This window comes from Alloyangia pacifica, from assembly GCF_900116195.1.
GTDB classification, from domain to species: Bacteria; Pseudomonadota; Alphaproteobacteria; order Rhodobacterales; family Rhodobacteraceae; genus Salipiger; species Salipiger pacificus.
The window spans coordinates 26,126-47,815 of the sequence record NZ_FOZW01000024.1 but is presented as its reverse complement, the minus strand read 5'-3'; the positions used below and the strand labels follow the sequence as shown (position 1 = coordinate 47,815).

Here is a 21,690-nt window from a genome sequence, read left to right as displayed (position 1 = left end):
GAGGCAGAAGCCAACTTCTACGCAGCTCTGGAAACTGAAGACATGGCCGCGTAACTAACGACAATCAGCCTCCGGAAAACCCGGGGCGGTTCAGTTCCCCAATAGATAACCGCCTGAGCAGACCTTCGTAGGTGCCCGCAGCGAACTTCGGCTTCCCGCCCTCGAGCGCCGGACAGGCCATCATGTTGCGCTAGGCACACTGGGCAGCTTTGGACGCCGGCGGCCATCCCCGCAGTGTGGTGACCGAGCATGCATCTGAGGTGGCGAGCAACCACGACAAATCGCCAAAGCGCCCTACCTTCTGATCGCACAGTCCAGGGCCAGCATCAGGAGGAAGAACCATGGCACAACCCAAGATCGCAGTGATCTTCTACTCGACCTACGGCACCAACCATCAAGTCGCTCTTGCGGCCGCTGATGCCGCCAAGCAAGCTGGAGCTGATGTTAGGCTTCTCCGTGTCGCTGAGACGGCGCCAGACTCTGTGGTAAACGGGCAGGAGGCGTGGAAGGAGCAAGCTGAGAAGATGGCGGACATCCCCGTCGTCACCTCTGATGACATGGTCTGGGCTGACGGCTACTTCTTTAGCGCCCCAACACGCTATGGCCAGTCTGCCTCTCAACTCCGCGCTTTCATTGACACGCTCGGTGGCGTCTGGTCTCAGGGCAAACTTGCAGGCAAAACGATCACCGCGACCACTAGCGCCCAGAACCCACATGGCGGTCAGGAGGCGACCACCTTGGGTCTCTACACTTCCGCGATGCACTGGGGCGCCATCATCGTACCACCTGGCTACACCAACGATGCCATCTATGCATCGGGAGGAAATCCTTACGGCTACTCTGCCGAAGCGGGAAAATTCGATGACGCTGGCAAAGCATCAGTCGCCCATCAGGCTCGGCGTTTGGTCGAAATAACCTCAAAGCTGGTTGGGTAAAGTGATATCCCACACGCCGGCTAGGGAAGAACTGGCGGGTGGGATGTCGGACTTTTCAGTCATTGGCCCCAGCAGGAACCAAGCTGGCGAGAACGCCGTCTTTGTAAGCTTCTCAGACGGCACCTTTCGGATACTGCAGCTTTTTGCGGTCCGCGACATAGCAATAAAGGCAGGATTCGATCATGAGCTCTCGATCCACGGTTGCCACAAGGTCAAGGAGCTTGCAACCAACTGTTCCGGATCAAACCGCGACTTCTGAGTATCAGGCGGCTTTGGCACTGAACACCATTGTCGCCTGCAGGGAGGGATATGCAGGCTCATGGCGCGAAGGCTGGCCGATATCGGGATATTGGCGGAGCGCAAATCATGCACTGAAGCGCTCGCCCCTTGGCAGCCTTGAAGCTGGCTGGGAAGCGCTTGAAGCTATCGCTCCCGGACTGGTCAACCGATCTTATGGGCCTACATACACGGAGCAGTCGCGATGGAAAGTCGCGCCAGATCAAAGGGGGAGTGAGCGTTGACACGCAGGTTAGTCAACCTCGGGAGCGGTTTCTGGAATATTCGTTGCACCATGAAGGTGGCCGGGATCGTCAACGTAGGCACACAGATTTCGATCGTTCGGCTGCGGAGTGGCCGTTTCGTGTTCCTCGACAGCTATTCCTTGAATGGCGAAATCCGCGAGCTCGTGATGGAGCTCACGCGTGATGGTAGTCTGGTGGACGCGGTCCTCAACCTCCATCCGTTCCACACTCTGCACTGCGCCGCCATGGGGCGGGATTTCCCCAAGGCGAAATTCTATGGCTCGGAGCGGCACCATCGTGTCTGCAGCACGGTGCCCTGGGAAACCGAGCATGTGGAAAGCGCAGCGGTGGCTGATCGATATTCTCGAGACCTCGAGTTTTCGCTGCCAGCGGGCATCAGATATTTCTCGGAGAATGAGAAGGTGCACGCGGGCTCGCTTCTGGCATTTCATCCGGCCAGCGGCTCGCTCCACGTTGATGACACGCTGAATGTTCTTCCCGTGCCTGGGGTCTTGCGCGGGTACGTATCGCAGGTCGTGCTGCATCCCACGTTGGGCGCTGCATTGAATGCCGAAGAAGGTGCGGCTGAGGTGTTTTGTCGGTGGCTTGAGGATATCGGGGCGAGATGGCACGGCACGAAGTCAGCCTGTGCCGCCCACAATGGAATTGCGCGCTTTGCTGAGGGCGATTTCGAGCGGGTCATGCGCGACCTAGCAGTGAGGGCACGTAAAAAGTTAGCCGCCTAGTCTGGGCTCAGGTCCGCGCTGCAGACCCCGCGAAATCCCCATGACCCGCAATTCTGTGGCAGACTCCGGGATGACGAAGGTGCCGTCCGCATTTGCCTCGACCTTCCGCCCGTTGCCGAGCACGTAGCGTTGGTGGGTTCCATCAGATTGTCTGAACACTGTAACAGCGCGACCGGCCGAATCTTCGCATTCCATAATCTGAATGTTGATCCATTTGGCTGACATGTCTTCCTCCAGCGTAGTGTTGCTGTTGCTCGATGTCTTGCCTGCTGCAATGTTGTGCTTTCTCTAAGCGTCCAACAAACGGCTCAGCTTTGACAAGCAGAGATTTCAACCTTAGGCAGATTGCGCTAGTATTCGCCCGAGATTTCGCCTTTGCGTAGCTGCTAAAGGTAGGGGCGGCAAGGCAGGTGTTCATTCAGGTGAGGCGCCGCCAATAGTCGGCAAAGTCGTCAGATGTTTGTCGATGGCCTTGGCGACGATGTGAGGCATCAGGTCAATATCAGGCCGTTAGGCCTCACCTGTCGGGCGCAGGTCCACTCTGAGGTGCGTGCCCACAATCCAAGAGTCTGCGGTGTGTGTATCAAAAAATACTTTGCTGCAGGTCGCCATTTGTGGGTATCAATCCCATATTTGATACACACGAGCGAAACGCAGGAACAAGATGGATCCGATATCGCACTCCCGCGCCGCCCAAGTCGCGTATCAGGACTTGCTGCGCATGCATCTCGACGAGGCGGCGTCGGAGATCATCGGCAGTATAGAGGAGCGTCACCGCAATGGGCGGACCTATCTCTATGACCGGTTCCGGATTGGAACCGAGATGAAGAGTCGCTATCTCGGCGAGGATAGCCCAGACTTGCGCGATCGCCTGGCACGCGCTGCCGACTTGAAAGCAGAGGCTCAAGAGCGAAGAAAACGCATGTCGCGTCTGGCGCGTGTTCTAAGGGCCGAAGGCATGATCGGAACCGATCGGGAGACAGGCTCATTGCTCCTGGCGTTCGCGCGCGCTGGCGTCTTCCGGCTGGGCGGTACGTTGATCGGGACCGGAGCCTATGGGCTCTATCAGGGGGAGCTTGGCGTTCGCTTTGACTCTGACGAGCTTGCCCAGACAGGGGACATCGATTTCGCGAGCTTCGAGCGGCTCTCAGTGGCACTGGGCGACCGAGTGGAAGAAGAGCCAGGGGAGATTCTTCGGTCGATGAAATTCGAAGCCGTCCCAGGCGTTTATGATCGGCAGATCTGGAAGTGGCGTCAAAGCGGCGGCGAGGCCATGGTCGAGTTCCTGACACCGGCCTTCGGCGACGAGGGCATCAAGCCGCTTCCGGCACTGGGGGTCAGCGCACAAGCGTTGAACTACCTCAATTTTCTGATCGCGGAGCCGATTCACGCCCTGGCGCTCTACCGCTCCGGAGTCCTTGTGCAGGTCCCGCGCCCCGAGCGCTTTGCAATCCACAAGCTGATCGTGGCCAGCAGACGGCACGGCGGACCGGACGAAGCGAAGGCGCGAAAAGACCGAGCCCAAGCTGAGTTCCTCATTCGCATCCTCGCCGAGGATCGGCCTGAAGATCTCGCCGAAGCCTACGACCACGCGCTGTCGCAAGGCCCCCGATGGCGGGAGCGGATCGCCTCAAGCCTTGGACGCATGTCGGGCACCAAAGACCTTTTGCAGGGGCTCGTATGAACTGGTGAGGATGCTCGATCCGCGGATTAAGAGGTTTGGTCTGTGTGACCAAGGATTTCGCCCGGCCATCCCGACGGATTGTCCGAGGTGGCCTCGGACCGCAAAGCTCTTTGGTTTATGGCAAGCGGCGCCATCGGCCATGTAGATTTTTCTGAGGGGGTGAAAGCGCGTCGCACCGACATTGCGGGCCTGACCATTCGACGCGGGGCGAGGCTCCGGAAATAGGGAAGTACGCCCCGCGCTGAATGCTCCGTGAGTGGATTGCTGCATTCAAGATACAAGATAGGAGCGCGGAGCTGTTAGGACAACCATTCCGGGAATGTTCTGGAAATGCGAGGCGAAAACCCGCCTCTCTGCGAAGATGTGTACTGCGCTAGTGGCGCCTCGCCCCTGCTTTGGAAGGCGCTCGAATGATTTCTGGCACAGACCGGCTGCGGAACGAGGCTCCGGGCCAGAGCTTGCAGTGCGCGGCAGACACACCCTCGGGTGGCCCGCGGCATTCCAAAAACCACCCATGCTGCGCTTGCATGCATTGCGGCGCGAGGCGAACGAAGAAAGTTCACCCCCGCGGCGGGCGCTTCGACAGAAGGTCGCTGCGAAGGACGTACGATTTTGCCTTCGTGTTCGGTGCTCTTTCGAGGAGCCCAAGACTCAGAAGGGTCTGGATGGACCGGTAGAACGTCGCTTGAGGGATCGCGCCAACCAAAGGATGTCGTCGAAAGCCGTCGGATTTCACCGTGTTGCCGGTGCGCTGGCACAGGGCGTGGGCGGCGAGCAAGACATCCCGCTCGATTCTTCGCAGCCCGTCAATGCCCACGTCAATCTCAAGAACACGCAGCATATCTCGCAACTCGAGTATCGCGCGAAGCTTTCGGTCTGAGGTGGAACGGGGCTGGGGTTCCAATTGTGGCATGTAGAGCAAATTATCAGAGGAATACTGCGTCAAACTTATCAAATTGAGAACTTCTTGTCGCCTTGATTGAGATTTGCTACGGTTCCGTTGGCTTCTTCCGTGAGTGGTGTAGCCGTCTTCAATTTGAGCAGCTTCTTCCCTGGTGGTGAGAGCCGCCAGGAATATTCCTCAATGACGAACCTGTTCTGGCAAAAGAACGAGTGCGCGGTATCTCACCCAGTTGGTGCAGAGTTCGTCACTTCGCGATCTGGACGGGGCGTTCGCTCTATCGTGGCGGGGTCGATCTCTCGCATGGTCAGTTGAGCGTTCACGCGTCGAGCAGCGGGGCCCGCGCGAAACCACTTCGAAGCCGAAGACATATTGAAGCGAGGACGGCGTTGGCCCTTCTTCGGCTTGGAGGCTTCCATAACCACCTCGATCATTTCATCAATGCGGTAGAGACCGCCCGCGACGGGAAGGGGCATCTTGCGCTGCTGAAGGGCCTGACGCTTCACTTCGAGCTTCTCAGCAACATCTGCGAGACTCACCAGGTCAGGGCGGACTTCACGCAGGACGGTGCCAGGCGGTAGCGCTTTGATCAGCGCCCGCGCCGATTGAAGGATCACGCTCTCTGCATCATCCCCTTCCGCTTCAAGTTCTACACCCAGAAGGCCGGCATGACCGGTGCCCACGAGAGCATCCTCAAAGCCCGCTTCGAAGACGGCGTCGGACAGCGCAAATGCATCGTGCTCACCTTCCGGGAGCGCGAAGACCAGTTCGAATTCGAATTCTTCAGCCATCGGAATTTCCTTCGTCGTTCTTCTCAAGCCTCACGCAGGCCAGAGCCTTCTGCCGGATCTTCTTCGCGAACTGCTGCGGGTTCTTGGGTGTAGACCAGACCGACATCTGGCAAAACTCGCCGCAGCGGCATTCCTTGTCATTGGCAGGGCACCGGAGGATCCCCCACGCGTGACCCTTGCCTTCGATGAGGTCCCACCCGAGCGCTTCGAGCTCTTGGATGACGGCCTCGATTTCTTTCGACGCGTGCTTCTTCCTCCGCACTGACGATACTTTCTCCCGTTAAGTTGTCAAGCGACAAAATAGGCGGCGAGCGAACGCCACATCTGCACCTCATTGCCAGTCTTCTATCGGCCAGCGGCGCTTTCGGACGCGCCCCAGCGAGATTCGCGATCCAGAAGACCGGGTTACAGAAGCGAAGCCCCAGATCAAGGCCGCCGCAGATGCTGTCCGCTGCTATAGCTCGCGGCCTCCACGATATTCTGTCCATCCTCAAGGGTGATGTTCCATTCGACATCAAATCAGTTTCTGATGTCTTTTAATGCATCACTAGGGGCGATCTTGTTCACCGGAAGGGCCAAGGCTCCTCCACTGCCCTCAAGGCATTTAGCTTTGCGCGCCGCGAACGTGACGCTGAAAGCGCGAAAGGGGAGCGAGGTTGCTCCTCAGGAGGTACACAACCGCGTCCCTTGCGACCTCGACCGCGGTAAACGGATGGCTTCCACGGCAAAGGCGGAATTTACTTCTCGTTCCGGACCATCCCCAAGATCGAGCCAGCCAGCACTGCAATGCCACCAATGAGCACCGCCGCGATACCGAGGGGGAAGAGGATGGTTCTGGAGGAAACGAAGGTTCCGATGATTTCGGCGCCGAAGGCCAGATGGTCGGTCGCGAGAATCGCGATACCGACGCCTACTAGAACGAACCCACCGAAGAAGACGATTTTCTCCATACCTACACTTCAACTCATGCTTTATTTGACCAAATATTCTTTTCAGCAGATACGAGGTAAAAAATGGCAACCAACAGCATCTGCTAAAGTCCGGTCTAAACCTCACGTCAAGTAGGTCACCATCCGCGCAAATGCTCGTAAAACGTGCATGTCTGCACATTACTCGCCAATCTACCCGAAGGGGTGGCCGAGCGGTAGTCAATTTCTTCCTTGAACTCATGCTGTCACGATGCGCGCTCCCCCGGCAGAAAAATCTCCGCAATCCCCCTCTTCCCATCCTCCCGCCCAAGCTGGATCACCACATCGATGCTGTGCGCGCAGTAGCGGCGCACCTCTTCGAAACTCATGTTGAGGCCAGTGCCGAGCACCATCATGGCCAGCCGATCAATGGCCTTGAGCGCGGTATCGACGTTGATGGTGGTGAAGGACCCACCATGGCAGGTGTTGATGGCCTCGAGGAAGGTGAGGGCCTTAAAGCCCTGGAGCTCACCGAGGATGATCCGGTCGGGCTGCATCCGCAGGCTCGCTTCCAGCAACGTAGCAGGGTATTTCGGACCCCGGCACCCGGTCCGATTTCATGGAGACGGTGTTGGCGTAGGCCGGGAAAAGCACGAAGGCATCCTCGATGGTGACCAGCCGTTCGCGCGTGCCGACCATCTCAAGAAGCGCGCGGGCAAAGGTGGCCTTGCCTGTCGAAGTGCCACCCGAGATCACCACGTTAAGCCGGTCCTCGATACAGATCTGCATGCCTTCGGTCATCCGCGCTGCTGGCACCGCGTCCAAGCCGTGTCCCGCGCTGACCGCGGCGGTGACCGATAGGGCAGGGCGCCTTCGCGGCATCGATCCGATCAGCAGGCGACGATCCCACCATGGCATGGCGATGCCGTCGGGGCGAGTAGGGGGGTAACGCCGGACCGAGCGCGTGGGCCGATGTCCGAAATATGCGGTAATCTTCGGACATGATGGAAACTGGATCTCCCACGGCCTTGCCCAATCGGTTTCTTGATCGGATCGGTGCCGAATCTGCCAAGGTTTGGATGCCGGGAAATTTCGCTGGAGCAAATCGGTCTTCTGAAAATGACGCCGGGCACGACGCCGGCGCTCTTCTAATCCTTCAGATCAGATCGTCCACGGTGACGGACAGCGCAGCGGCGAGCCTTTTGAGAGCATCTAGAGAGCCGTTCTTTCGGCCAGTTTCGATCTCGGCCACGGTCACGCGATGCACTTCCGCGCGAGACGCGAGCTCAGCTTGAGTCAGGCCACGGAGCTCGCGGAACACGCGCAAGGGGCTTTCGCCTTCGATGATGCGAGCAACAGCATCCGAAGGGATGCTCTCTCCGCCATCGACCTTCGCGCGATCAAACGCCGCGATATCTTCAAGGTCGTCTCTGGCTTCGATGAGCGCTTCGTATTCCGCGCGGGGGATGGTGATCATCTCATTCATGTTAACCTCCGTCAGTCATACACGCCGCCGCGCGGCCCAATTTTCAGTACGTCTAGCACCTCGCCCTGATCGTCCATGATCACTCTCCAGTCGCCCACCCGCAGCCGGATGCCTTCGCGGCCTTTCAGGGACTTGACGTTGTTCGACAACGCTTCGGGATCGGTCGCGTAGAGTTCCACCTTTTCGGTGATCCGCTTCGCCTCGTTGCGTGGCATTTTGCGGAGCGTGCGAAGGGCGGCGGTCCTGTAGGTGATCGTCTTCATGGATGTAGCTGTACGCTACATTTTGCCCTATTGCAAGGAGCATTGTAGCGCAAGGCTACAAAGGGGCAGGCCAACCCAGAAAATGGATTCAGCGCGCTAGTCAGGGCGAAAGCTGGCAGACGCCTAAGACCGCGAGATCGTAGCCCTCTTGGAGGCCGTGTTAGCGCGAATGTGCTCCGTGGGCAGCTCGCGGGCGACCGGTCTTCTTCCAGGGGCAGGGCGGCCCGGCGCGACTGACCGCGCAGATCGACGTCCCTCATGAGCACGAGTTGGGGCCAGGGTGAGCACGGCGCGCTGAAGGGCTCTGGGGAAAGCCGATATTGGACCGGCGTGCGGGACGGCTGCTGATCCAACAATTCGTTGCACGCCGTGCTCAAGAGCGACCTAGAGGCCAAATGTCGCAGCCTCCATGACGTATGGTGAGTGGGGTCCCGGGTGATGCGAGAATGCGACATATGTGGCGCATGATTGACACTCTCAACTCGCTTGGCCGGGATGGCCATTTGTGCTAGAAGTTTTCTTCCGCCGGCCGCTTCGCCGGCACCCCACACATGCAGAATGCTTTGCAGGACGATGATTTCGCCCCTGTGCGGAGCTTTGCGTGGGCGAACAAATAGGAGAATACCAACATGGGCATTTTTACCCGCGAACAATCTCAGGCGGTCGAAAAGCTTCTCGAGTGCGGCCTGTCCGATTTCGATATCGCTCGGAAGGTCTCTGCTAGAGGCGAAGACCCAGAAATCCTCATTGATGCGGTCGGCACTGTCCGTGAACGTCGACGGGCAAGCGCCTCTCTCTGAGTCTTCTCGCAAGACATCCGAAAGCCCGCCAGGTCTCGTCTGGCGGGCTTCTTTGTGTCTGCAGAGATGCGTGAATGCGGCGTTTATCCGGCTGAAAAGGGCTCGGAAACTAGTCTTTCGCTGGCGGTACCTTCGCGCGTTACCTGCTGTCTCGCGCGGCGCTGCACGATCCCGAGTTGCTGATATTTTAGAGCTAACGCGCCGCACAGGCCGTTCTTCAGGCCGTGGAGCGCTTGATGCTCGCCTCACCTTAGGCTCCAGACATCGTTTTCACGGAGGTGCAGGCCTTGCACGCTGTTGCGCGCATCATAAGTATGATAATGTAGGCGCAAGGCTATAGGAGTAAGACGTTGCCTGGGATCGAGAGAATGACGATCACGATGCCCGCGGAGCTAGCTGACGTGCTTCGCCAGACGGTGGCAGGGGGCGAATATGCCTCGACGAGCGAAGTCGTGCGCGAAGCTTTGCGTGACTGGGCCCGAAACCGGGATACTGAACGGCGTGAACTTGAGACCCTTCGCGATGCGATCAAGGCCGGGCTGGAGAGTGGTCCGGGCATTTCGGCTGACCAGGTGTTCGCGGAGCTTCGCGCTCGATACGAGGCGAAGTCCTGACTCGTGCGGCACCTTGTCATTCTGCCGGCGGCGCGCACCGATCTGGCCGATGTCGCGGACTTCATTGCCTTGGACAATCCTGAAAGGGCAATGTCGTTCCTTGCCGAGATTGAAGCGAAGATGGGACAGGTTGCGGCGCGCCCCGAAAGCTTTCCCGTGCGAGATGATGTGTATCAAGGGATGCGCGCGGCGCGCCACGGGCGATATCTGATCTTCTTTCTGACTGGAGCGGAGGAGGTGCAGGTTGTCAGGGTGTTGCATGGCGCGCGTGATCTGCCGCGGCTCTTCCTCTGAGTTTTCCCTACCTCCCTGTTGGAGTAGGGCCGAGCTTGTCTCGGCCATTTTTTTGTCCGTGGCCCGACGGCAGCCGTCGGCTGGCAGGCTCCGGTTTCAAGCTTGCAGGGAACTGGTGCGCGCAGGCGACCGACGCCCTGCCAGCGGGCGCGCAGCTCACGCGCCGGGCGGTGCCGCCGCTGAGAATTGAGATGGTGTCGGACGCCCGCGCCTGGTGCCGGCCTAGTCAGGCCAGTGATGCAGTCGGACGCTTCTTCATGGTTAACACCGCCAGAAACGCCTCCCGTTCCTTGAACATGCTCAGGTTATACTTGGCGCACGCATGGCTATATCGCTGCATGAAGGCGGAGAAACCCGCGGAGACCTGCACCACCTGACCCTCGGCAGTTGGATCGGTCGAGCCCATCTCCTCCAGGAACGTCACGCCGAGTTCGAGGGGCATGCGCAAACGTAGCGTCGTCCCGGGTTCGACCTTATCGAACCGCGCCCCGATCTTGTCGAAAACCCCCTCCTCATCGACTTCTGTTAGGGTCAGGATTTCTTCTGCCATGCGCCTCTCCATTGTTCTGCGGCACAACCTATAGACGAACATCTCCCTGTCGTCGAAGTGCTGCTGGGAACCTTCGGCGGAAACCCGCAACATACTGGGATCAGAAGCCGGATCGCTCGAACTGGCTGCTGATCCCGCGGTGTCAACTGGCAAGAATGAACTGGCTCAAACCTGATCGAAGATGTTGGGACCGAGCTGACGCCCTACAAGCGGGGCGACAGGGTGGTCTACCCGGATGCGGTGCACATCGCGTGGGGATACAGGTAGCCGGCAAGGTGCCGCGGATATCGACGGCCGTTTTGGGCTGCTACCGACCTTCGCCGCCACCCGCCCGAGCGGCTCATGTGCGGGACAAAACGGTCGTCCGTCACGCGCCAACTCTGAGCCCAACAAACGGTCAATGTCGGGCAATGCTAGGGCCATAGCTGACGGAATGTTCATTAAGGACAACGTGACCACGTCTTTTTAATTCATCAACTAACGCTTCCAGATTATCTTGGTCCAAGGTCTTCATGAAAAGCGCGTTCACTGTTCCTTTGAGGGTTTTGATCTTTCTTGGACGCGCAGTTCCTCTGGACCTCAAGCTGTCAACAATCGCTTCGATTTTTTGGTCCAGCGAGCTGGCGTTAGAGATTTTGACGAATGGGATCTCGGATAGGTCAACATGACGGAGAGCGTGGATCTTTCTTTCTCGCAAATGCTCAATCAGTGGGTCGAAGCCTTTGTCACGGGAAATCACGTGAAAGTATGCATTGGCATCCTTGGCTGCGATTTCTCCCATATAGAACGCGATATGAAAATCTAGGGCGTTCGCGCCAATCCCTGTTACCTTCTGATAACCAGCGTTTTCTCCCAAATCTTGGAGTGCCTTGGCAAAGTCAAAAGGCACGCTCTTTTGGTTGGCCCCTACGAATACCATCAACTTGAGGGGATGCCCTCGAAGTAACCCGAGGTTCTTGGGCTGAACATTCTCAAAGTCGACTAGGATGTAGTTGTTTTTCAAGAGGTATGCTCCAATTCGAACCCGATGCAAAACAGAACAAGGGATTAAGTCAAGTCGGCTAGATCCTCTGCTAATTTATATGAAGCCGCTGTGCCGCTATGGGCTCGGTGCCGTCATGCGGCAGTGCAGCAGTCAGGGAAAACCTCCACGACAGGGCACATGGCGCGCCCGGCCCGGAACAGCCATTTGCTCTATCCTACCGAACGCGGCGTTCCTCAATCGGCGGCAAGAACCAAACGGCAAGTCCCGCCAGCGGCAGGAAGGCACAAAGCCGATAGACCGCCTCAACCCCGTAGCTGTCCGCCAGGATGCCGAGCAGCGCCGCCGCGATCCCTCCGAGGCCGAAGTTCAGGCCGTAGAAAAGTCCGCCGATCAGCCCGATGCGGTTCGGCAGCAGGTCCATTGCGTAGATCAGGATCGAGGCAAAGGCGCTGGCCATGATCAGATTGATCGCTATCGTCAGCAAGCCGGTCCAGAACAGGTCGGCGTAAGGCAGGATCAGGGTCAGAGGCAGCGGTCCCAGCACCGAGATCCAGATGATCTGCCGCCGTCCGATTGCGTCGCCAACGACGCCGCCGATAAGCACGCCCACGGCCGCGGCCATGAGGAAGAGGAACAACATCATCTGCGAGGCGGGAATCGACAGGCCGAACTTCTCGATGAGATAGAAGGTGTAGAAGGACCGGAAGCTCTCGCCATAAGTGTTCTTGGTGAACATCAGGAAGGTGAGGACGAACAATCCCAAGGCGACTGTCGCGGCGCTTCGCTTCGATGCGGGGGCTTCGGCCTGCCTGCGGGCCGAGCGGTGGGTGAACTCTGCCCGGATCCGGTGCTGCTGGCTGCCGATCCAGGTCAAGAGCAGCATCGCGAGCAGCGCGAGCACCGCAAACCAAGCGAGGCTTGGCTGCCCCCAGGGTACGATGATCAGTGCCGCAAGGACCGGTCCCAGCGCGCCGCCCGCCTGACCTCCCACCTGGAAAATCCCCTGCGCCAACCCCTGCCGGTCGCCCGCGGCATAGCGCGCTGTCCGTGTTGCCTCCGGGTGGAAGATCGAGGAGCCGATGCCGATCATCGCGACCGCTACAAGGATGCCGCCATAGCTTCCCGCGAAGGCGAGGCAGATCAGCCCCGACAGGGTGAAGGCCATGCCGACGACCGGCGAATAGGGCGCCGGATAACGGTCGGTCACCATCCCCATGACCGGCTGCAGCAATGATCCGGCGATCTGGAAGGTCATCGTGATCAGCCCGATCTGCACGAAGTCGAGGCCGTATGCCTCCTTCAGGATCGGATAGGCCGCCGAGATCAGCGACTGCATCAGGTCGTTCAGAAGATGTGTGGCGCCGAGCGCGGTGAGGACGACGAGGTAGGTGCGGGCGGGTGTGGTGGTGGTCACGGCAATCACTTGGTACTGGTTGCGGCGGAGTATGCCCCTAATTGCGAGCGCGACAAGGGTGGCGATGAAACGGCGGCCCTACGCAGTGTCGCGATCAGGATGTTCCGGCGTCCGCATTCGTCAGAAGATTGCTGAGTTTCAGAAAGCAGTAGCGGGCGCTGAGCCGTTGATCGAGACTTCGGCTATCGAGCACACCGCCGAGGTGCTGCAGGTAGACGAGACCTACCGTTCCGGCGGCCCGGAGGACTGGGCCTGGGCTCCTGGGCTCCTGGGCGCAGCGACCAGCAGGGCATCGCCCCGCCGAAGACCGTGGCGTGCGCGAGGGCACAACTGGCGGTGCCGGCCGTCTGAGCATTTCTACAAGACGCCGACCCCGCAAGAGCTCCGGCAGTCTTGGCACCAAGAGAGAGGTCCAACGAAATAGCGCTTATGCGAATGCGAGAAACGTCGGGCGACCGCAAGGAGTACTACGCAACTGGCGGCCGGGTCCGCCCACGATTGTGCTCGGCACAGGTAACGGTCGATCACCGCGCTGCACTTTTGAGGGAGAAAAGCGCAGATCGGTGACATCGACAGCGGCCACAGGCATGATCCATGCCGAGCAGGACATCCGGACAGTCTCTTCATCCGCCTGCCCCGGCAGGAAACGCTCCCGGCTAACAACGATGCCTTTTTAGCCCACAAAGCGTCAAGCATGTGGCTCCACTTCGATGCACCTGCGACATAGGCCCGCGTTCCGTCATCTGGCGGTCCTTGATAGGAAGAGCCTTGAGCAAATCTTCCCACTCACGGAACCGCTCATCGCCGGGGTTAGGCTCTTCAATTTTGGGAGGCGAGCCGCGGCCTCACCGCCATCTCCCGCAAAGCCCTTCGTCGATGAGCACGCGGCCCAAATCACGTCCGTCAGCCAGAGCACAGGTCCCGACTTCACGGTCATAGGACTGCCGGCCGCTCAGGCGGCAGCTCACGGCTTGGCCGCGAACCAATTCGCGCATCCGCTCGGTCGCGCGACTGCCAGCCGCCGTGCCGAGCTCCGCGCAGTTGAGGTTTGCGATCCGAACGGGAACGCGCGTCACCTCGATTGTGTCGCCATCCCGGACATGGGTCACTGTGCCCGAGAGCGGCCCCGCGCTCGCGTTGCTGCTTTCACCGCCATGGCGGATCACGCGCGGCAACTGAACGCCGCCGCCTTCCATGACCTGCTCACCGAAATAAGCGATGATCACGGCAACCGCCACGATGAGGAACGGCGCGATCGAGCGACTGCGCCTCGGGCGGCGGGACTTGGGTGTCCTCGCGGGGCGCCGCAGCGGCCCCTTGCCGATGCCGACAACATTCGAGCGGCCCGCCGACCGGCGACCTCGGCGGGTCATGCCGACTCCCGCACAAGCGCGCCGTCGGTCAGGGGGCGCTGCAGCGCCTTGGCGTCAGACCAATCCGCCGTCAGCCAGGTTTCCCACTCGTCCGGGTCAGTAAGGATCACCGGCATTGCCTTGGGATGGATCTCAGCGACCTCGGCATTCGGCTCGGTGGTCAGGAAGCCGTAGAGATCATCGGTGGTCTCTCCATCCTTGAGCTTCCGGATGCTGCTCCAGGCATGGACCCAAAGCCCGGCGAACATCGCGGGCCGATCCTCGGCGAGCCGGAACCAGGCGTTGCCCTTTCCAGTGCCTGCTGGCTCGGCGAAGGCGCTCAGTGGCACCAGGCAACGGCGCTCGGGCTTCAGCCAGCGCCGCCAGTGCGGCGAGCCGATGTTTCGGATGTTCGTCACGCCACGATCAATCCCGGACTTGCTGTGGAACTGCGGCGGGCTCGGCATGCCCCATCGGGCCATCTGTAGCACCGCGTCCTTGCCCTCGTTGCGCAGGATCATGCCCGTCTGGTCCGGGTAAATCCCGTCCCGCGGCTCGAAGTTCCCGATCCGGTCGATGACGGTCCTGTCGGGAAAGAGCCCCTTGATCAGGTCCTGAGAGGTTCGGTTGGCGTAAAGGTTGCACATGGCGGGTCCCGCAGAGCTACGTCGACGTGCATGATGAGAGGGGACGGCCACCAGGACAAGCTCGGCGCCAAACTCAAAAGCCGAAGGAGGCACCCGCGATGCACAGCACAGTCGCACTGAAGATGAAAAAGCCCACTACCATGCTGAGTTTATGTTGAGTGCGTGGCGCGGGTCGCGCATGCGTCTGGCTGTCTCTATCACGAGCTAGAAGGCGACGATCAAGAAGACCAGCACCAGGTCGGCCGGCCCGTTGGTCAATTTCGCCGGCGGTCCTGCCGCGCCCCTACAGCCTGGGCGGTGGAGGAAAGCACGGCCATCGCCAGAGCGGCATCGAAAATCAGGTCGAAACCGTAAGCCGGCTCCCCGCGCCCCAGGACGCGAGGCCCAGACCCGACATAAATTCCCCGGGCCAGCACGAGGCAGGTCCCGGGGTGATCAGGTCATAAAAATACTGTGCAAATATCCTAAGGCTCCCTGAGGTCGGCGAACGAACAACCGAGTTGGTCCCGGGGAACAATGGCCGTAGCCACCACTCACGTACATCGCAGAAGATGTCGGGTCAGGATGTCAGGAAACCGTCACCCCGGTCCAAAAACTTGCCTCGCAGAGGCAGAATTCACGAAAATTAATGACAGTGAGCCGCTAGATTTGAATTTGTTTCCCGCAAGAGAGTGCCTCGTCCGACATGGACTCGCCCAAACATTGCACGCATTCAGCTCCGACAATCCTTGGATGCAGAATCGGCCACGCCGGAGTGGGGCCTCGCGATCTGGCTCATCCCTGTGGTTCCGCGCCCCCCGGATCAGAAACACACCGATCCAGTCCGGCGAAATCTGGAAATCCTGCCCCTTCAACTGCCGCTTGCGCAGCAGATCGACCACGGCCGGATCCTCAAGAGCACGCGTTTCGCGCAGTATGCCCGCGACAGTATTCGGACGTTGTCCGCCCTTTGCCCGTTCCTCGTTGATTGTGCGGAAGTTCCGGCTGCTCCCCGGCGGGGAGAGCTGTATTGGACCCATCCACCTCAGCGCATGCACTGGCTCCAACCATGGCCTACCCGCCGCATGCCTTGGCGTGCCCCGGCGGCGTGGGCCATTCGGCATCGATGAGGCGATTTGTAGATCGATATTTCTGGGGATCGTTCGCGCGGTCGGCCACGTACCACCGCGCAGTGGGGGGGCCATGTCACGAGCCGGCTGGCAGTCTCAAGCCAGTCGGGCTGCAGGACGCACCTGCCATCAAGGCATTGAACGTATGAGGGGAAGGCGCCCGCCGCTGCCTGGGCGACGCCGGCATCGCGGACAATGGCAGCATTAAAAGGCAAATGCTTCGGCAACTAGGCCAGTTCCCCTTACATGGCTACGACGAGCGCCTGGCTGCCGTCGTCGGAGCCGCTTTCGACATAGATTCCGCGGGCGATTTCACACTGCAAGGAGGTAACGCAGGCCCGCAGGCGCGCGCTTTCGTTTCGGCCAATTACCACCGCAACAACATCATGCCGGTCGAACATCGTGCGCCACACAGGCTCTTTTGCTTCAACCGCTCCCAAGTGGTTGATTGGCGCCATGGTCAAGTCTGCTCTGCTTCCGGGTCCTTCTCAATGTGGAAGCCGGGGTCGGTCTCGAGGCGCAATGTGCCGTAGCGGTCGCGTCTGAAGGTGCCCAGACTTGTCACGACATGGTTTTCGGCCCGCAGACAATGACAAAACCACGCATGGGGCCGTGTCCTCAAGTCGTTCCGCGAGAAACTGCAGGCTGCAAAGGGCTTGCTTTACGGTCGCGGCCATCTTGCATAATGGCGCTGTACTTCTCCAACGCGATGGTGTGACAGTGATGGCGCCGCGGCATTTGGCTGGATTCATATCGCCGCCGCTGTTGCGGTCGGCATTTCTATAATCTTTGCACTGCACCGCATCAATTACACGAAAAATGTTTCTCAGGTACTTATTCGACATCCTCCGAAAGACGCTTTCCTGGTCGCGAAGATATCCAGCTTCCATGGGTGCGGAAACTTCGGAGCTTATCGCGACCGGCCGCATTGCGGATGCGCACACCGCTCCATTGGGCGCCTCTCACACGCACTCAGACGCGGCCTCCGTGCAGCTCCCTGCGCGGCTGATTGCGTCACACGGAGAAGAAGGCGCACCCCGTGTTGGCGTGGTCGCCAGTGGCTCTGTTCAGGCCCAGCCCAAAGCGGAGTCACCAAGTTTCGACGCGTCCGTGGTCGCCTCCAAGGAGCTTGCGTCGCCACCGCGGGCTTGGCGCCGGGATCTCGCCATCGTCGATGGCATGGATGTGATGTGCTGGGAGGGTGGGGCCCCAAATCTGGAGGCACTGCGCACCGTGATCGATATGCTGCACGCGCGTCGGGTCACGCCGCATATCGTTCTGGCCCCTGACGCCTGCCGGACGTCGTTGGGGGAAGAGGTTGATCTCCGCGCATTCCGCCGGCTTCTGGACCGTGACGTGAATATCGACATCTGCCCGTCGGAGAAGTCGGTCGCGGCGTGGGTGATCGAGCTGGCGGGCGATTTGGTGGCGCCGATCGTGTCGAACGATCCTTACCACGCTTGGCCAAACGCTCGCGATTTTCCACGGCTATAGGCTATGTCGTAAAATCGCAATGAACGTGCGCCTACCTACTCCACTTGGGGCCTGAGTAGTGCGGCACGAAGGAATTCAACTCTCAGCTGAGACCCTCAGTTCCACCGCGTTGGTGCGTGAACCGCGTTGCGCGCCGGATTGCCACTATACGGGCGATAATTCGGCAAGAAATAGCGTCTTCGGTGCTAAGGTGAACAAACAGCAAGAAGCCAGCCGAACCATCTCCTGCAAAGACTTGTTGGTCTGCCAGGAGGACCAAGACCATGAAAAAGTATTTTTATATCACTGCTATCGCTTTTCCCATCGTGACAGGTTCGGCCTGGGCTCAGGAAACGACCGTCCAGCCAACGGACCAAGCCCCTGCCGAACAGACGGAGGGCGAAACTCCGGACGATGGGATGGCGGGGGGCGCGCCGGCAGCCGGTGACATGGCGACCGAGTCCGCTCCGGCCGAAGGCATGGCCGCCGAAAGCGCAGACAGCGAAACAACGGTGCCACCCTCGGACGTTGTCGTACCGCAACAGGATAGCGCCGAGATGCTCGGCGATTGGCTGCTCAGCACGTCGGTGACCTCACCGGACGGGGAGACCATCGGCAGCATCAAGGATTTCATCATCACCGAGGACGGACAGATCACAGCCGTAATCCTAGGTGTCGGCGGCTTCCTTGGCATCGGCGAAAAGGACATCGCGGTCGACTATAGCCTGTTGGACATCCAGTACGACGGCAACGCCATTCAACTCGCTATGACGCGAGAGGAAGCAGATGCTGCGCCTGAATACCAATACCGTGACAAGGAGACCCCGCCCCCGGCAACGGGTGACGCGATGGGTGCTACCGGAACCGACATGAACAGCGAGACCGGTATGACGGGTGGCGAAGCCGGAACGATGGGCGCCGCACCTACGGAATGATGCGTTTCGCGCACGTCTGAGTTGCCGAACTTTGTCAGCGCCCGGCTGAAATCTCAGCCGGGCGCTTCGCCAACCTTCCACGGTTGGATCGCCCCGAGCCGGGAAGATGGCTGCATGTTCATGCGCATGGTCTTCTCTTCCTGCCCTACTGATGGATTCAACAGACTTGCCGCCTAGCCCGCGCGGAGCGTTCATTTAGGCTGATCATCATTCCTATCCGGCTTCACCGGTCAACCAAGCAAGCGCATCAGATTGTGTTTTGAATTCACGGGTTTCCTCAACCTTCGCACGCTCCCCATAGAGCTCGGTGTATTCCTCTCCGCGATAGCGAAGCTCGGTGCATCCATCAGAACCGGGCACCTCCTTTTTCCAGACCTCGCGTGCCCCTTGAGCTTCGAACAGTTCCCATTCCCGGTCGGTCACAGCGATCCTCCTGATGTCGTGAGCTTTCCACAACAACGCGCAGCTCGCTGAAGCAGTTTCTGACGCGGCGGGGGACGGCATGTTCGTGCCGATGGTCAGAGCTGTAAGGCCCAGAAGGGCAGGTATTCCGGTTGAGCCACTCCGCGCCGCTCCTCCACCGCGAAGAAGATGTCAATAGGCTAGCGAGCGGTGGAGGAGCGGCCGCTTGTCGTAGGCCGGTTTTAGCGCGGCCATGCGGATCGATCCGAGCGGTGCCCCCTGACGATGCCAAGTGGGCTCGGATTGGAGCAACCCGAGTGTCCGGTTCATGGGCTATGGCGGGTTGGGTGAATTGCAGAGGCCAGAGTGTAGGGCGTCAACCTCCTTGGCCGCTACCGACAAGCAAATTGGCCGGTTTTGACCGCTGCGTTCTTCGTTGATGTTACTGTGCGGTTTCCTCCTCGTGCTTGTCGCTGATGTTGTCGCTTGAGGCTGTCGGCGGAGCGACAGCCTCGGGTGATTGTCGGGAGGCTGCAGCTCGCCGGCGGTAGCTGTCCCCATTCATCTCCAGGATGGTCGCGTGGTGGACCAGCCTGTCGATCGCGGCAACGGTGACAGCCTGGTCTGGAAAGACGCTGCCCCAGGCACTGAAGGGGCGGCGATCGCGAGGCTCTTGGTCTCGTAGCGCCGGGCGATGAGTTCGAAGAGCACGGAGCTCTCGGCCTGACCCGATCATCAGGGAAAGCGTCTGGATCGGCCATCTGTAGATGGCGCAGGAGTGTCACGGCTTGAACGGCCGGATCGCGTTCGAGGATCGGCAGCAGAAAAGGTTCCCAAACCGCCTCGAGCGGATCAGGCACGGTACGCCCGCGGGCGGGTTGGCGATGCGAAGGAAGGCGGGGATCCGCCTCGAGGCGGTGGGCAGTGCGTTCGCTGAACCCTGCGCGGGCGGCAGCGATACGCTGGCTGTATTGAAGGCGGTCGGTCATGTAGACTCCCACTTGCTGGTCGGTGACGGGTTTGCCCGGCAAGGTCGGATCTCCGTTTGGTAGCAGAGACTTCGACCCTACCGGCCCGCAGCGGCCAGCACCCCCCGCAATCCCCCGTGAAGAGAACCGCGCCGCCGCCAGCCTTCGGTCGGGCTAGGCCCTCCCTACGGCTGGCGGCGGCGGCCAACTTGCCTGACGGTGCCGGTCAAGATGGTTGTCGCCCACCACAGAGCGCACCTGGCTCATGGTGCGCCAGAATTTCCTCAGCTTTTTGCCACCCGGGCTGGTCACAAACTACACGAAGCCCATCGCAGGGCAGACGCCAGCGACACGGCGAGTGGTCGCTGCCGTCGCATCACTTCAGAATAAGGGGGATCAAACTGGCCAGATGGCCTGCAGTTTTTCGCCTGCCAGAATGCGGCTCCGGGCGGCGGCTTCATGTGCGCCCAGTTCGTCGGCCTGATCGGCAACGGCGACCAGGTTGGCGCGGGGGATGCAGACGACGCCATCGATGTCGCCAAAGATGACATCGCCAGGTTGCACGGTGGTCCGACCGAAAGTCACCGGGATCTGACTTTCCTTGGGTTCCTTCTTGCCGGTGATGCCAACCGGGCTGGGTGCGATTCCGAACAGGGGATAGCCGAGGCTGCGCACCTGCGCCAGATCGCGGACGGTGGAATTGACGACGGTAGCGGCCAGACCCGCAGTCTTAGCCCCCGTACTCATCAGTTCACCGGAACAGCTGCCTTCGGCACAGCCCGCATCAACCACCATGATCGCACCCGCTGGGGCGTTATCGATGGCGTTGTGATAGACGTCCTGCGGTTCGCCTTTGCGTTCCGAGGGGGCAAACAGCACGGTCACCGCCGGACCTACAACAACGGCGCCCGGTTCCAATGAGCCGTACAGAGAAATCCCGTCCAGAAATCCCCATAGGCCAAGGGCCTCCATACTGTCGTGCACATCGCCGGAGTACCATTTTTTAAGACGCACGATCGCGCTAGTTTCTTCGGCGGTGTAGGCATAATCAAACATTGTTACTCTCCTCCATTTCCTTTTTGATCGCGATGCGCAGGTACGCTGCGGAGCGCGCAATCTGTTCGCGCATGAGATCCTTGGCACCCCGGCCGTTGCGGTCGCGGATGCGGTTGAAGATCTCTTCGTGCTCGGTGTAGGCCTCGTCCAGGGACTTGGTGGGCACGCGGCTGGACACTTGGATCATGTCATTGATCAGGTTGGCGAAATTTTCATACATGATGGCAAGGATGCGGTTCTTTGAACAGCGCACCAAGGCAAGGTGAAATGCCGCGTCGGCATTGACAAAGCCGTCGAAATCGCCGTTGTCTCGTGCGGCTCGCATGCCTTCCAGCGCAGCCTGAACCGCGTCGTCGATGGGCGTGTCGCTCGCCACGAGTAGGTCGATGACCTCGGTCTCGATCATCCGCCGCGCTTCCATCAGCTGACGCAGGTAATCGGGTTCCGACGCGAGCTGCTGGCGCACCGTCACTGCCAAAGAGCCGATGAATTCATTGACGTCACGGCGCACGACCGTTGTGTTGCCGCCATGGCGCCGTTGCACCAGCCCCTTGGTTTCCAGTGCCTGAATGGCTTCGCGTACGGAACGGGTGGAGACGCCGAAGTCTCGTGCGATCTGGCTTTCAGAAGCCAGTTTGTCACCCACGCGCAGATCGCCGTTCAGAATACGGTCCTCAAGCGACGACTGAACGGTGATGTGCAGGCGTTCCCTTGTCGGAGGCTGCGGTGCGGTGGGGCTCATCTGTCGCTCCTTGGTGTCGATTTTGGTCATGTTGCCGGTGGATCGCATTTCAACAAGGCTGTTGACGAGGTTACTCATTGTTGCTTAGCCTACTTATGTCATAAGTCATATGTC

At 59.9% G+C, this 21,690-nt stretch carries 25 protein-coding genes and 1 pseudogene; 9 read left to right on the top strand and 17 right to left on the bottom strand.

Features of this window, described 5'->3' with window-relative positions; all coding sequences use genetic code 11:
• Positions 1-341 precede the first annotated feature (341 nt).
• From BM397_RS27870 to BM397_RS30050, 4 genes are all read left to right on the top strand, one after another.
• Positions 342-935, top strand: a complete 594-nt coding sequence (locus BM397_RS27870) for an NAD(P)H-dependent oxidoreductase (protein ID WP_092431172.1) — start codon at positions 342-344, stop codon at positions 933-935.
• 571 nt (positions 936-1,506) lie between these two features.
• Positions 1,507-2,202 carry a hypothetical protein gene (locus tag BM397_RS27860; RefSeq protein WP_245696268.1) on the top strand — a complete coding sequence of 232 codons (696 nt, stop codon included), beginning with the start codon at positions 1,507-1,509 and terminating at the stop codon, positions 2,200-2,202.
• Between the two features lie 664 nt (positions 2,203-2,866).
• Positions 2,867-3,886 carry a nucleotidyltransferase family protein gene (locus tag BM397_RS27850; protein WP_092431167.1) on the top strand — a complete coding sequence of 340 codons (1,020 nt, stop codon included), beginning with the start codon at positions 2,867-2,869 and terminating at the stop codon, positions 3,884-3,886.
• Positions 3,887-4,400: 514 nt separating this feature from the next.
• Positions 4,401-4,766: a hypothetical protein gene (locus tag BM397_RS30050; protein WP_176806969.1), complete on the top strand. Its 366-nt coding sequence runs from the start codon at positions 4,401-4,403 to the stop codon at positions 4,764-4,766.
• A 245-nt stretch (positions 4,767-5,011) separates the two neighbouring features.
• On the opposite strand, the gene BM397_RS27840 is transcribed toward BM397_RS30050, so the two are convergent.
• From BM397_RS27840 to BM397_RS27815, 7 genes are all read right to left on the bottom strand, one after another.
• Positions 5,012-5,578 (bottom strand): hypothetical protein, encoded by a 567-nt coding sequence (locus BM397_RS27840; RefSeq protein ID WP_092431166.1) that lies wholly within the window; start codon positions 5,576-5,578, stop codon positions 5,012-5,014.
• Positions 5,571-5,840 (bottom strand): hypothetical protein, encoded by a 270-nt coding sequence (locus BM397_RS27835; protein WP_092431165.1) that lies wholly within the window; start codon positions 5,838-5,840, stop codon positions 5,571-5,573. Before BM397_RS27835 ends, BM397_RS27840 begins: the two co-directional genes overlap by 8 nt.
• 475 nt (positions 5,841-6,315) lie before the next feature.
• Positions 6,316-6,528 carry a hypothetical protein gene (locus tag BM397_RS27830; RefSeq protein WP_092431164.1) on the bottom strand — a complete coding sequence of 71 codons (213 nt, stop codon included), beginning with the start codon at positions 6,526-6,528 and terminating at the stop codon, positions 6,316-6,318.
• Between the two features lie 224 nt (positions 6,529-6,752).
• On the bottom strand, positions 6,753-7,043 hold the full coding sequence (locus tag BM397_RS30045) for an ATPase, T2SS/T4P/T4SS family (RefSeq protein WP_342707655.1): 291 nt from the start codon (positions 7,041-7,043) through the stop codon (positions 6,753-6,755).
• Positions 7,015-7,287 (bottom strand): ATPase, T2SS/T4P/T4SS family, encoded by a 273-nt coding sequence (locus BM397_RS30040; protein WP_342707654.1) that lies wholly within the window; start codon positions 7,285-7,287, stop codon positions 7,015-7,017. The genes BM397_RS30045 and BM397_RS30040 overlap by 29 nt, the downstream gene beginning before the upstream one ends.
• A gap of 355 nt (positions 7,288-7,642) precedes the next feature.
• Positions 7,643-7,972, bottom strand: a complete 330-nt coding sequence (locus tag BM397_RS27820; RefSeq protein WP_092431163.1) for a helix-turn-helix transcriptional regulator — start codon at positions 7,970-7,972, stop codon at positions 7,643-7,645.
• Between the two features lie 11 nt (positions 7,973-7,983).
• The gene (locus tag BM397_RS27815) at positions 7,984-8,235 is read right to left on the bottom strand and encodes a type II toxin-antitoxin system RelE family toxin (RefSeq protein WP_092431161.1); all 252 of its coding nucleotides are present in this window, start codon (positions 8,233-8,235) and stop codon (positions 7,984-7,986) included.
• Positions 8,236-8,864: 629 nt separating this feature from the next.
• Here BM397_RS27815 and BM397_RS29465 point away from each other — a divergent pair.
• The 3 genes from BM397_RS29465 (at position 8,865) to BM397_RS27805 (ending at position 9,943) form a co-directional block, all read left to right on the top strand.
• The gene (locus BM397_RS29465) at positions 8,865-9,035 is read left to right on the top strand and encodes a hypothetical protein (RefSeq protein ID WP_176806968.1); all 171 of its coding nucleotides are present in this window, start codon (positions 8,865-8,867) and stop codon (positions 9,033-9,035) included.
• A 368-nt stretch (positions 9,036-9,403) separates the two neighbouring features.
• On the top strand, positions 9,404-9,649 hold the full coding sequence (locus BM397_RS27810) for a type II toxin-antitoxin system ParD family antitoxin (protein ID WP_203595530.1): 246 nt from the start codon (positions 9,404-9,406) through the stop codon (positions 9,647-9,649).
• Positions 9,650-9,652: 3 nt separating this feature from the next.
• On the top strand, positions 9,653-9,943 hold the full coding sequence (locus tag BM397_RS27805; RefSeq protein WP_092431157.1) for a type II toxin-antitoxin system RelE/ParE family toxin: 291 nt from the start codon (positions 9,653-9,655) through the stop codon (positions 9,941-9,943).
• A 226-nt stretch (positions 9,944-10,169) separates the two neighbouring features.
• On the opposite strand, the gene BM397_RS27800 is transcribed toward BM397_RS27805, so the two are convergent.
• From BM397_RS27800 to BM397_RS29165, 6 genes are all read right to left on the bottom strand, one after another.
• Positions 10,170-10,493 carry a hypothetical protein gene (locus BM397_RS27800; protein ID WP_143015461.1) on the bottom strand — a complete coding sequence of 108 codons (324 nt, stop codon included), beginning with the start codon at positions 10,491-10,493 and terminating at the stop codon, positions 10,170-10,172.
• Between the two features lie 397 nt (positions 10,494-10,890).
• Complete coding sequence (locus tag BM397_RS27795) at positions 10,891-11,496, bottom strand: PIN domain-containing protein (protein WP_092431154.1); 606 nt, start codon at positions 11,494-11,496, stop codon at positions 10,891-10,893.
• Between the two features lie 196 nt (positions 11,497-11,692).
• A complete protein-coding gene (locus BM397_RS27790; RefSeq protein WP_483860484.1) occupies positions 11,693-12,892 on the bottom strand; it encodes an MFS transporter in 1,200 nt (399 codons plus the stop codon).
• A gap of 845 nt (positions 12,893-13,737) precedes the next feature.
• The gene (locus BM397_RS27785) at positions 13,738-14,265 is read right to left on the bottom strand and encodes a thermonuclease family protein (protein ID WP_092431153.1); all 528 of its coding nucleotides are present in this window, start codon (positions 14,263-14,265) and stop codon (positions 13,738-13,740) included.
• Positions 14,262-14,891, bottom strand: coding sequence for an SOS response-associated peptidase (locus BM397_RS27780; protein WP_092431152.1), 630 nt, complete (start codon positions 14,889-14,891; stop codon positions 14,262-14,264). The genes BM397_RS27785 and BM397_RS27780 overlap by 4 nt, the downstream gene beginning before the upstream one ends.
• Before the next feature lie 1,351 nt (positions 14,892-16,242).
• Positions 16,243-16,458 (bottom strand): glycosyltransferase family 2 protein, encoded by a 216-nt coding sequence (locus BM397_RS29165; protein WP_092431150.1) that lies wholly within the window; start codon positions 16,456-16,458, stop codon positions 16,243-16,245.
• A 430-nt stretch (positions 16,459-16,888) separates the two neighbouring features.
• Here BM397_RS29165 and BM397_RS27775 point away from each other — a divergent pair, with 430 nt between their 5' ends.
• Both BM397_RS27775 and BM397_RS27770 read left to right on the top strand, forming a co-directional pair.
• Complete coding sequence (locus BM397_RS27775) at positions 16,889-17,494, top strand: hypothetical protein (RefSeq protein ID WP_092567479.1); 606 nt, start codon at positions 16,889-16,891, stop codon at positions 17,492-17,494.
• Between the two features lie 263 nt (positions 17,495-17,757).
• Entirely contained in the window at positions 17,758-18,408 is a 651-nt protein-coding gene (locus BM397_RS27770; protein WP_092431148.1) for a PRC-barrel domain-containing protein, read from the top strand.
• A 213-nt stretch (positions 18,409-18,621) separates the two neighbouring features.
• On the opposite strand, the gene BM397_RS27765 is transcribed toward BM397_RS27770, so the two are convergent.
• The 4 genes and pseudogenes from BM397_RS27765 to BM397_RS27745 all read right to left on the bottom strand — a co-directional run bounded on the left by BM397_RS27765 (position 18,622) and on the right by BM397_RS27745 (position 21,654).
• Positions 18,622-18,831, bottom strand: a complete 210-nt coding sequence (locus BM397_RS27765) for a hypothetical protein (protein ID WP_092431147.1) — start codon at positions 18,829-18,831, stop codon at positions 18,622-18,624.
• 421 nt (positions 18,832-19,252) lie between these two features.
• Positions 19,253-19,530: pseudogene (locus tag BM397_RS27760) on the bottom strand (ATP-binding protein); the annotation flags it as partial.
• A 644-nt stretch (positions 19,531-20,174) separates the two neighbouring features.
• A complete protein-coding gene (locus BM397_RS27750) occupies positions 20,175-20,834 on the bottom strand; it encodes an RraA family protein (RefSeq protein ID WP_092431144.1) in 660 nt (219 codons plus the stop codon).
• A complete protein-coding gene (locus tag BM397_RS27745) occupies positions 20,827-21,654 on the bottom strand; it encodes a FadR/GntR family transcriptional regulator (RefSeq protein WP_092431143.1) in 828 nt (275 codons plus the stop codon). The genes BM397_RS27750 and BM397_RS27745 overlap by 8 nt, the downstream gene beginning before the upstream one ends.
• Positions 21,655-21,690 lie beyond the last annotated feature (36 nt).

What these genes read in the sequence shown, in the direction of transcription:
- BM397_RS27870 (WP_092431172.1), top strand. Translation starts at nt 342, where the DNA reads ATGGCACAACCCAAGATCGCAGTGATCTTCTACTCGACCTACGGCACC.
- BM397_RS27860 (WP_245696268.1), top strand. Translation starts at nt 1,507, where the DNA reads ATGAAGGTGGCCGGGATCGTCAACGTAGGCACACAGATTTCGATCGTT.
- BM397_RS27850 (WP_092431167.1), top strand. Translation starts at nt 2,867, where the DNA reads ATGGATCCGATATCGCACTCCCGCGCCGCCCAAGTCGCGTATCAGGAC.
- BM397_RS30050 (WP_176806969.1), top strand. Translation starts at nt 4,401, where the DNA reads ATGCTGCGCTTGCATGCATTGCGGCGCGAGGCGAACGAAGAAAGTTCA.
- BM397_RS27840 (WP_092431166.1), bottom strand. Translation starts at nt 5,578, where the DNA reads ATGGCTGAAGAATTCGAATTCGAACTGGTCTTCGCGCTCCCGGAAGGT.
- BM397_RS27830 (WP_092431164.1), bottom strand. Translation starts at nt 6,528, where the DNA reads ATGGAGAAAATCGTCTTCTTCGGTGGGTTCGTTCTAGTAGGCGTCGGT.
- BM397_RS30045 (WP_342707655.1), bottom strand. Translation starts at nt 7,043, where the DNA reads ATGCAGCCCGACCGGATCATCCTCGGTGAGCTCCAGGGCTTTAAGGCC.
- BM397_RS30040 (WP_342707654.1), bottom strand. Translation starts at nt 7,287, where the DNA reads ATGACCGAAGGCATGCAGATCTGTATCGAGGACCGGCTTAACGTGGTG.
- BM397_RS27820 (WP_092431163.1), bottom strand. Translation starts at nt 7,972, where the DNA reads ATGAATGAGATGATCACCATCCCCCGCGCGGAATACGAAGCGCTCATC.
- BM397_RS27815 (WP_092431161.1), bottom strand. Translation starts at nt 8,235, where the DNA reads ATGAAGACGATCACCTACAGGACCGCCGCCCTTCGCACGCTCCGCAAA.
- BM397_RS29465 (WP_176806968.1), top strand. Translation starts at nt 8,865, where the DNA reads ATGGGCATTTTTACCCGCGAACAATCTCAGGCGGTCGAAAAGCTTCTC.
- BM397_RS27810 (WP_203595530.1), top strand. Translation starts at nt 9,404, where the DNA reads ATGACGATCACGATGCCCGCGGAGCTAGCTGACGTGCTTCGCCAGACG.
- BM397_RS27800 (WP_143015461.1), bottom strand. Translation starts at nt 10,493, where the DNA reads ATGGCAGAAGAAATCCTGACCCTAACAGAAGTCGATGAGGAGGGGGTT.
- BM397_RS27785 (WP_092431153.1), bottom strand. Translation starts at nt 14,265, where the DNA reads ATGACCCGCCGAGGTCGCCGGTCGGCGGGCCGCTCGAATGTTGTCGGC.
- BM397_RS27780 (WP_092431152.1), bottom strand. Translation starts at nt 14,891, where the DNA reads ATGTGCAACCTTTACGCCAACCGAACCTCTCAGGACCTGATCAAGGGG.
- BM397_RS29165 (WP_092431150.1), bottom strand. Translation starts at nt 16,458, where the DNA reads ATGGCGCCAATCAACCACTTGGGAGCGGTTGAAGCAAAAGAGCCTGTG.
- BM397_RS27775 (WP_092567479.1), top strand. Translation starts at nt 16,889, where the DNA reads ATGGGTGCGGAAACTTCGGAGCTTATCGCGACCGGCCGCATTGCGGAT.
- BM397_RS27770 (WP_092431148.1), top strand. Translation starts at nt 17,758, where the DNA reads ATGAAAAAGTATTTTTATATCACTGCTATCGCTTTTCCCATCGTGACA.
- BM397_RS27750 (WP_092431144.1), bottom strand. Translation starts at nt 20,834, where the DNA reads ATGTTTGATTATGCCTACACCGCCGAAGAAACTAGCGCGATCGTGCGT.
- BM397_RS27745 (WP_092431143.1), bottom strand. Translation starts at nt 21,654, where the DNA reads ATGAGTAACCTCGTCAACAGCCTTGTTGAAATGCGATCCACCGGCAAC.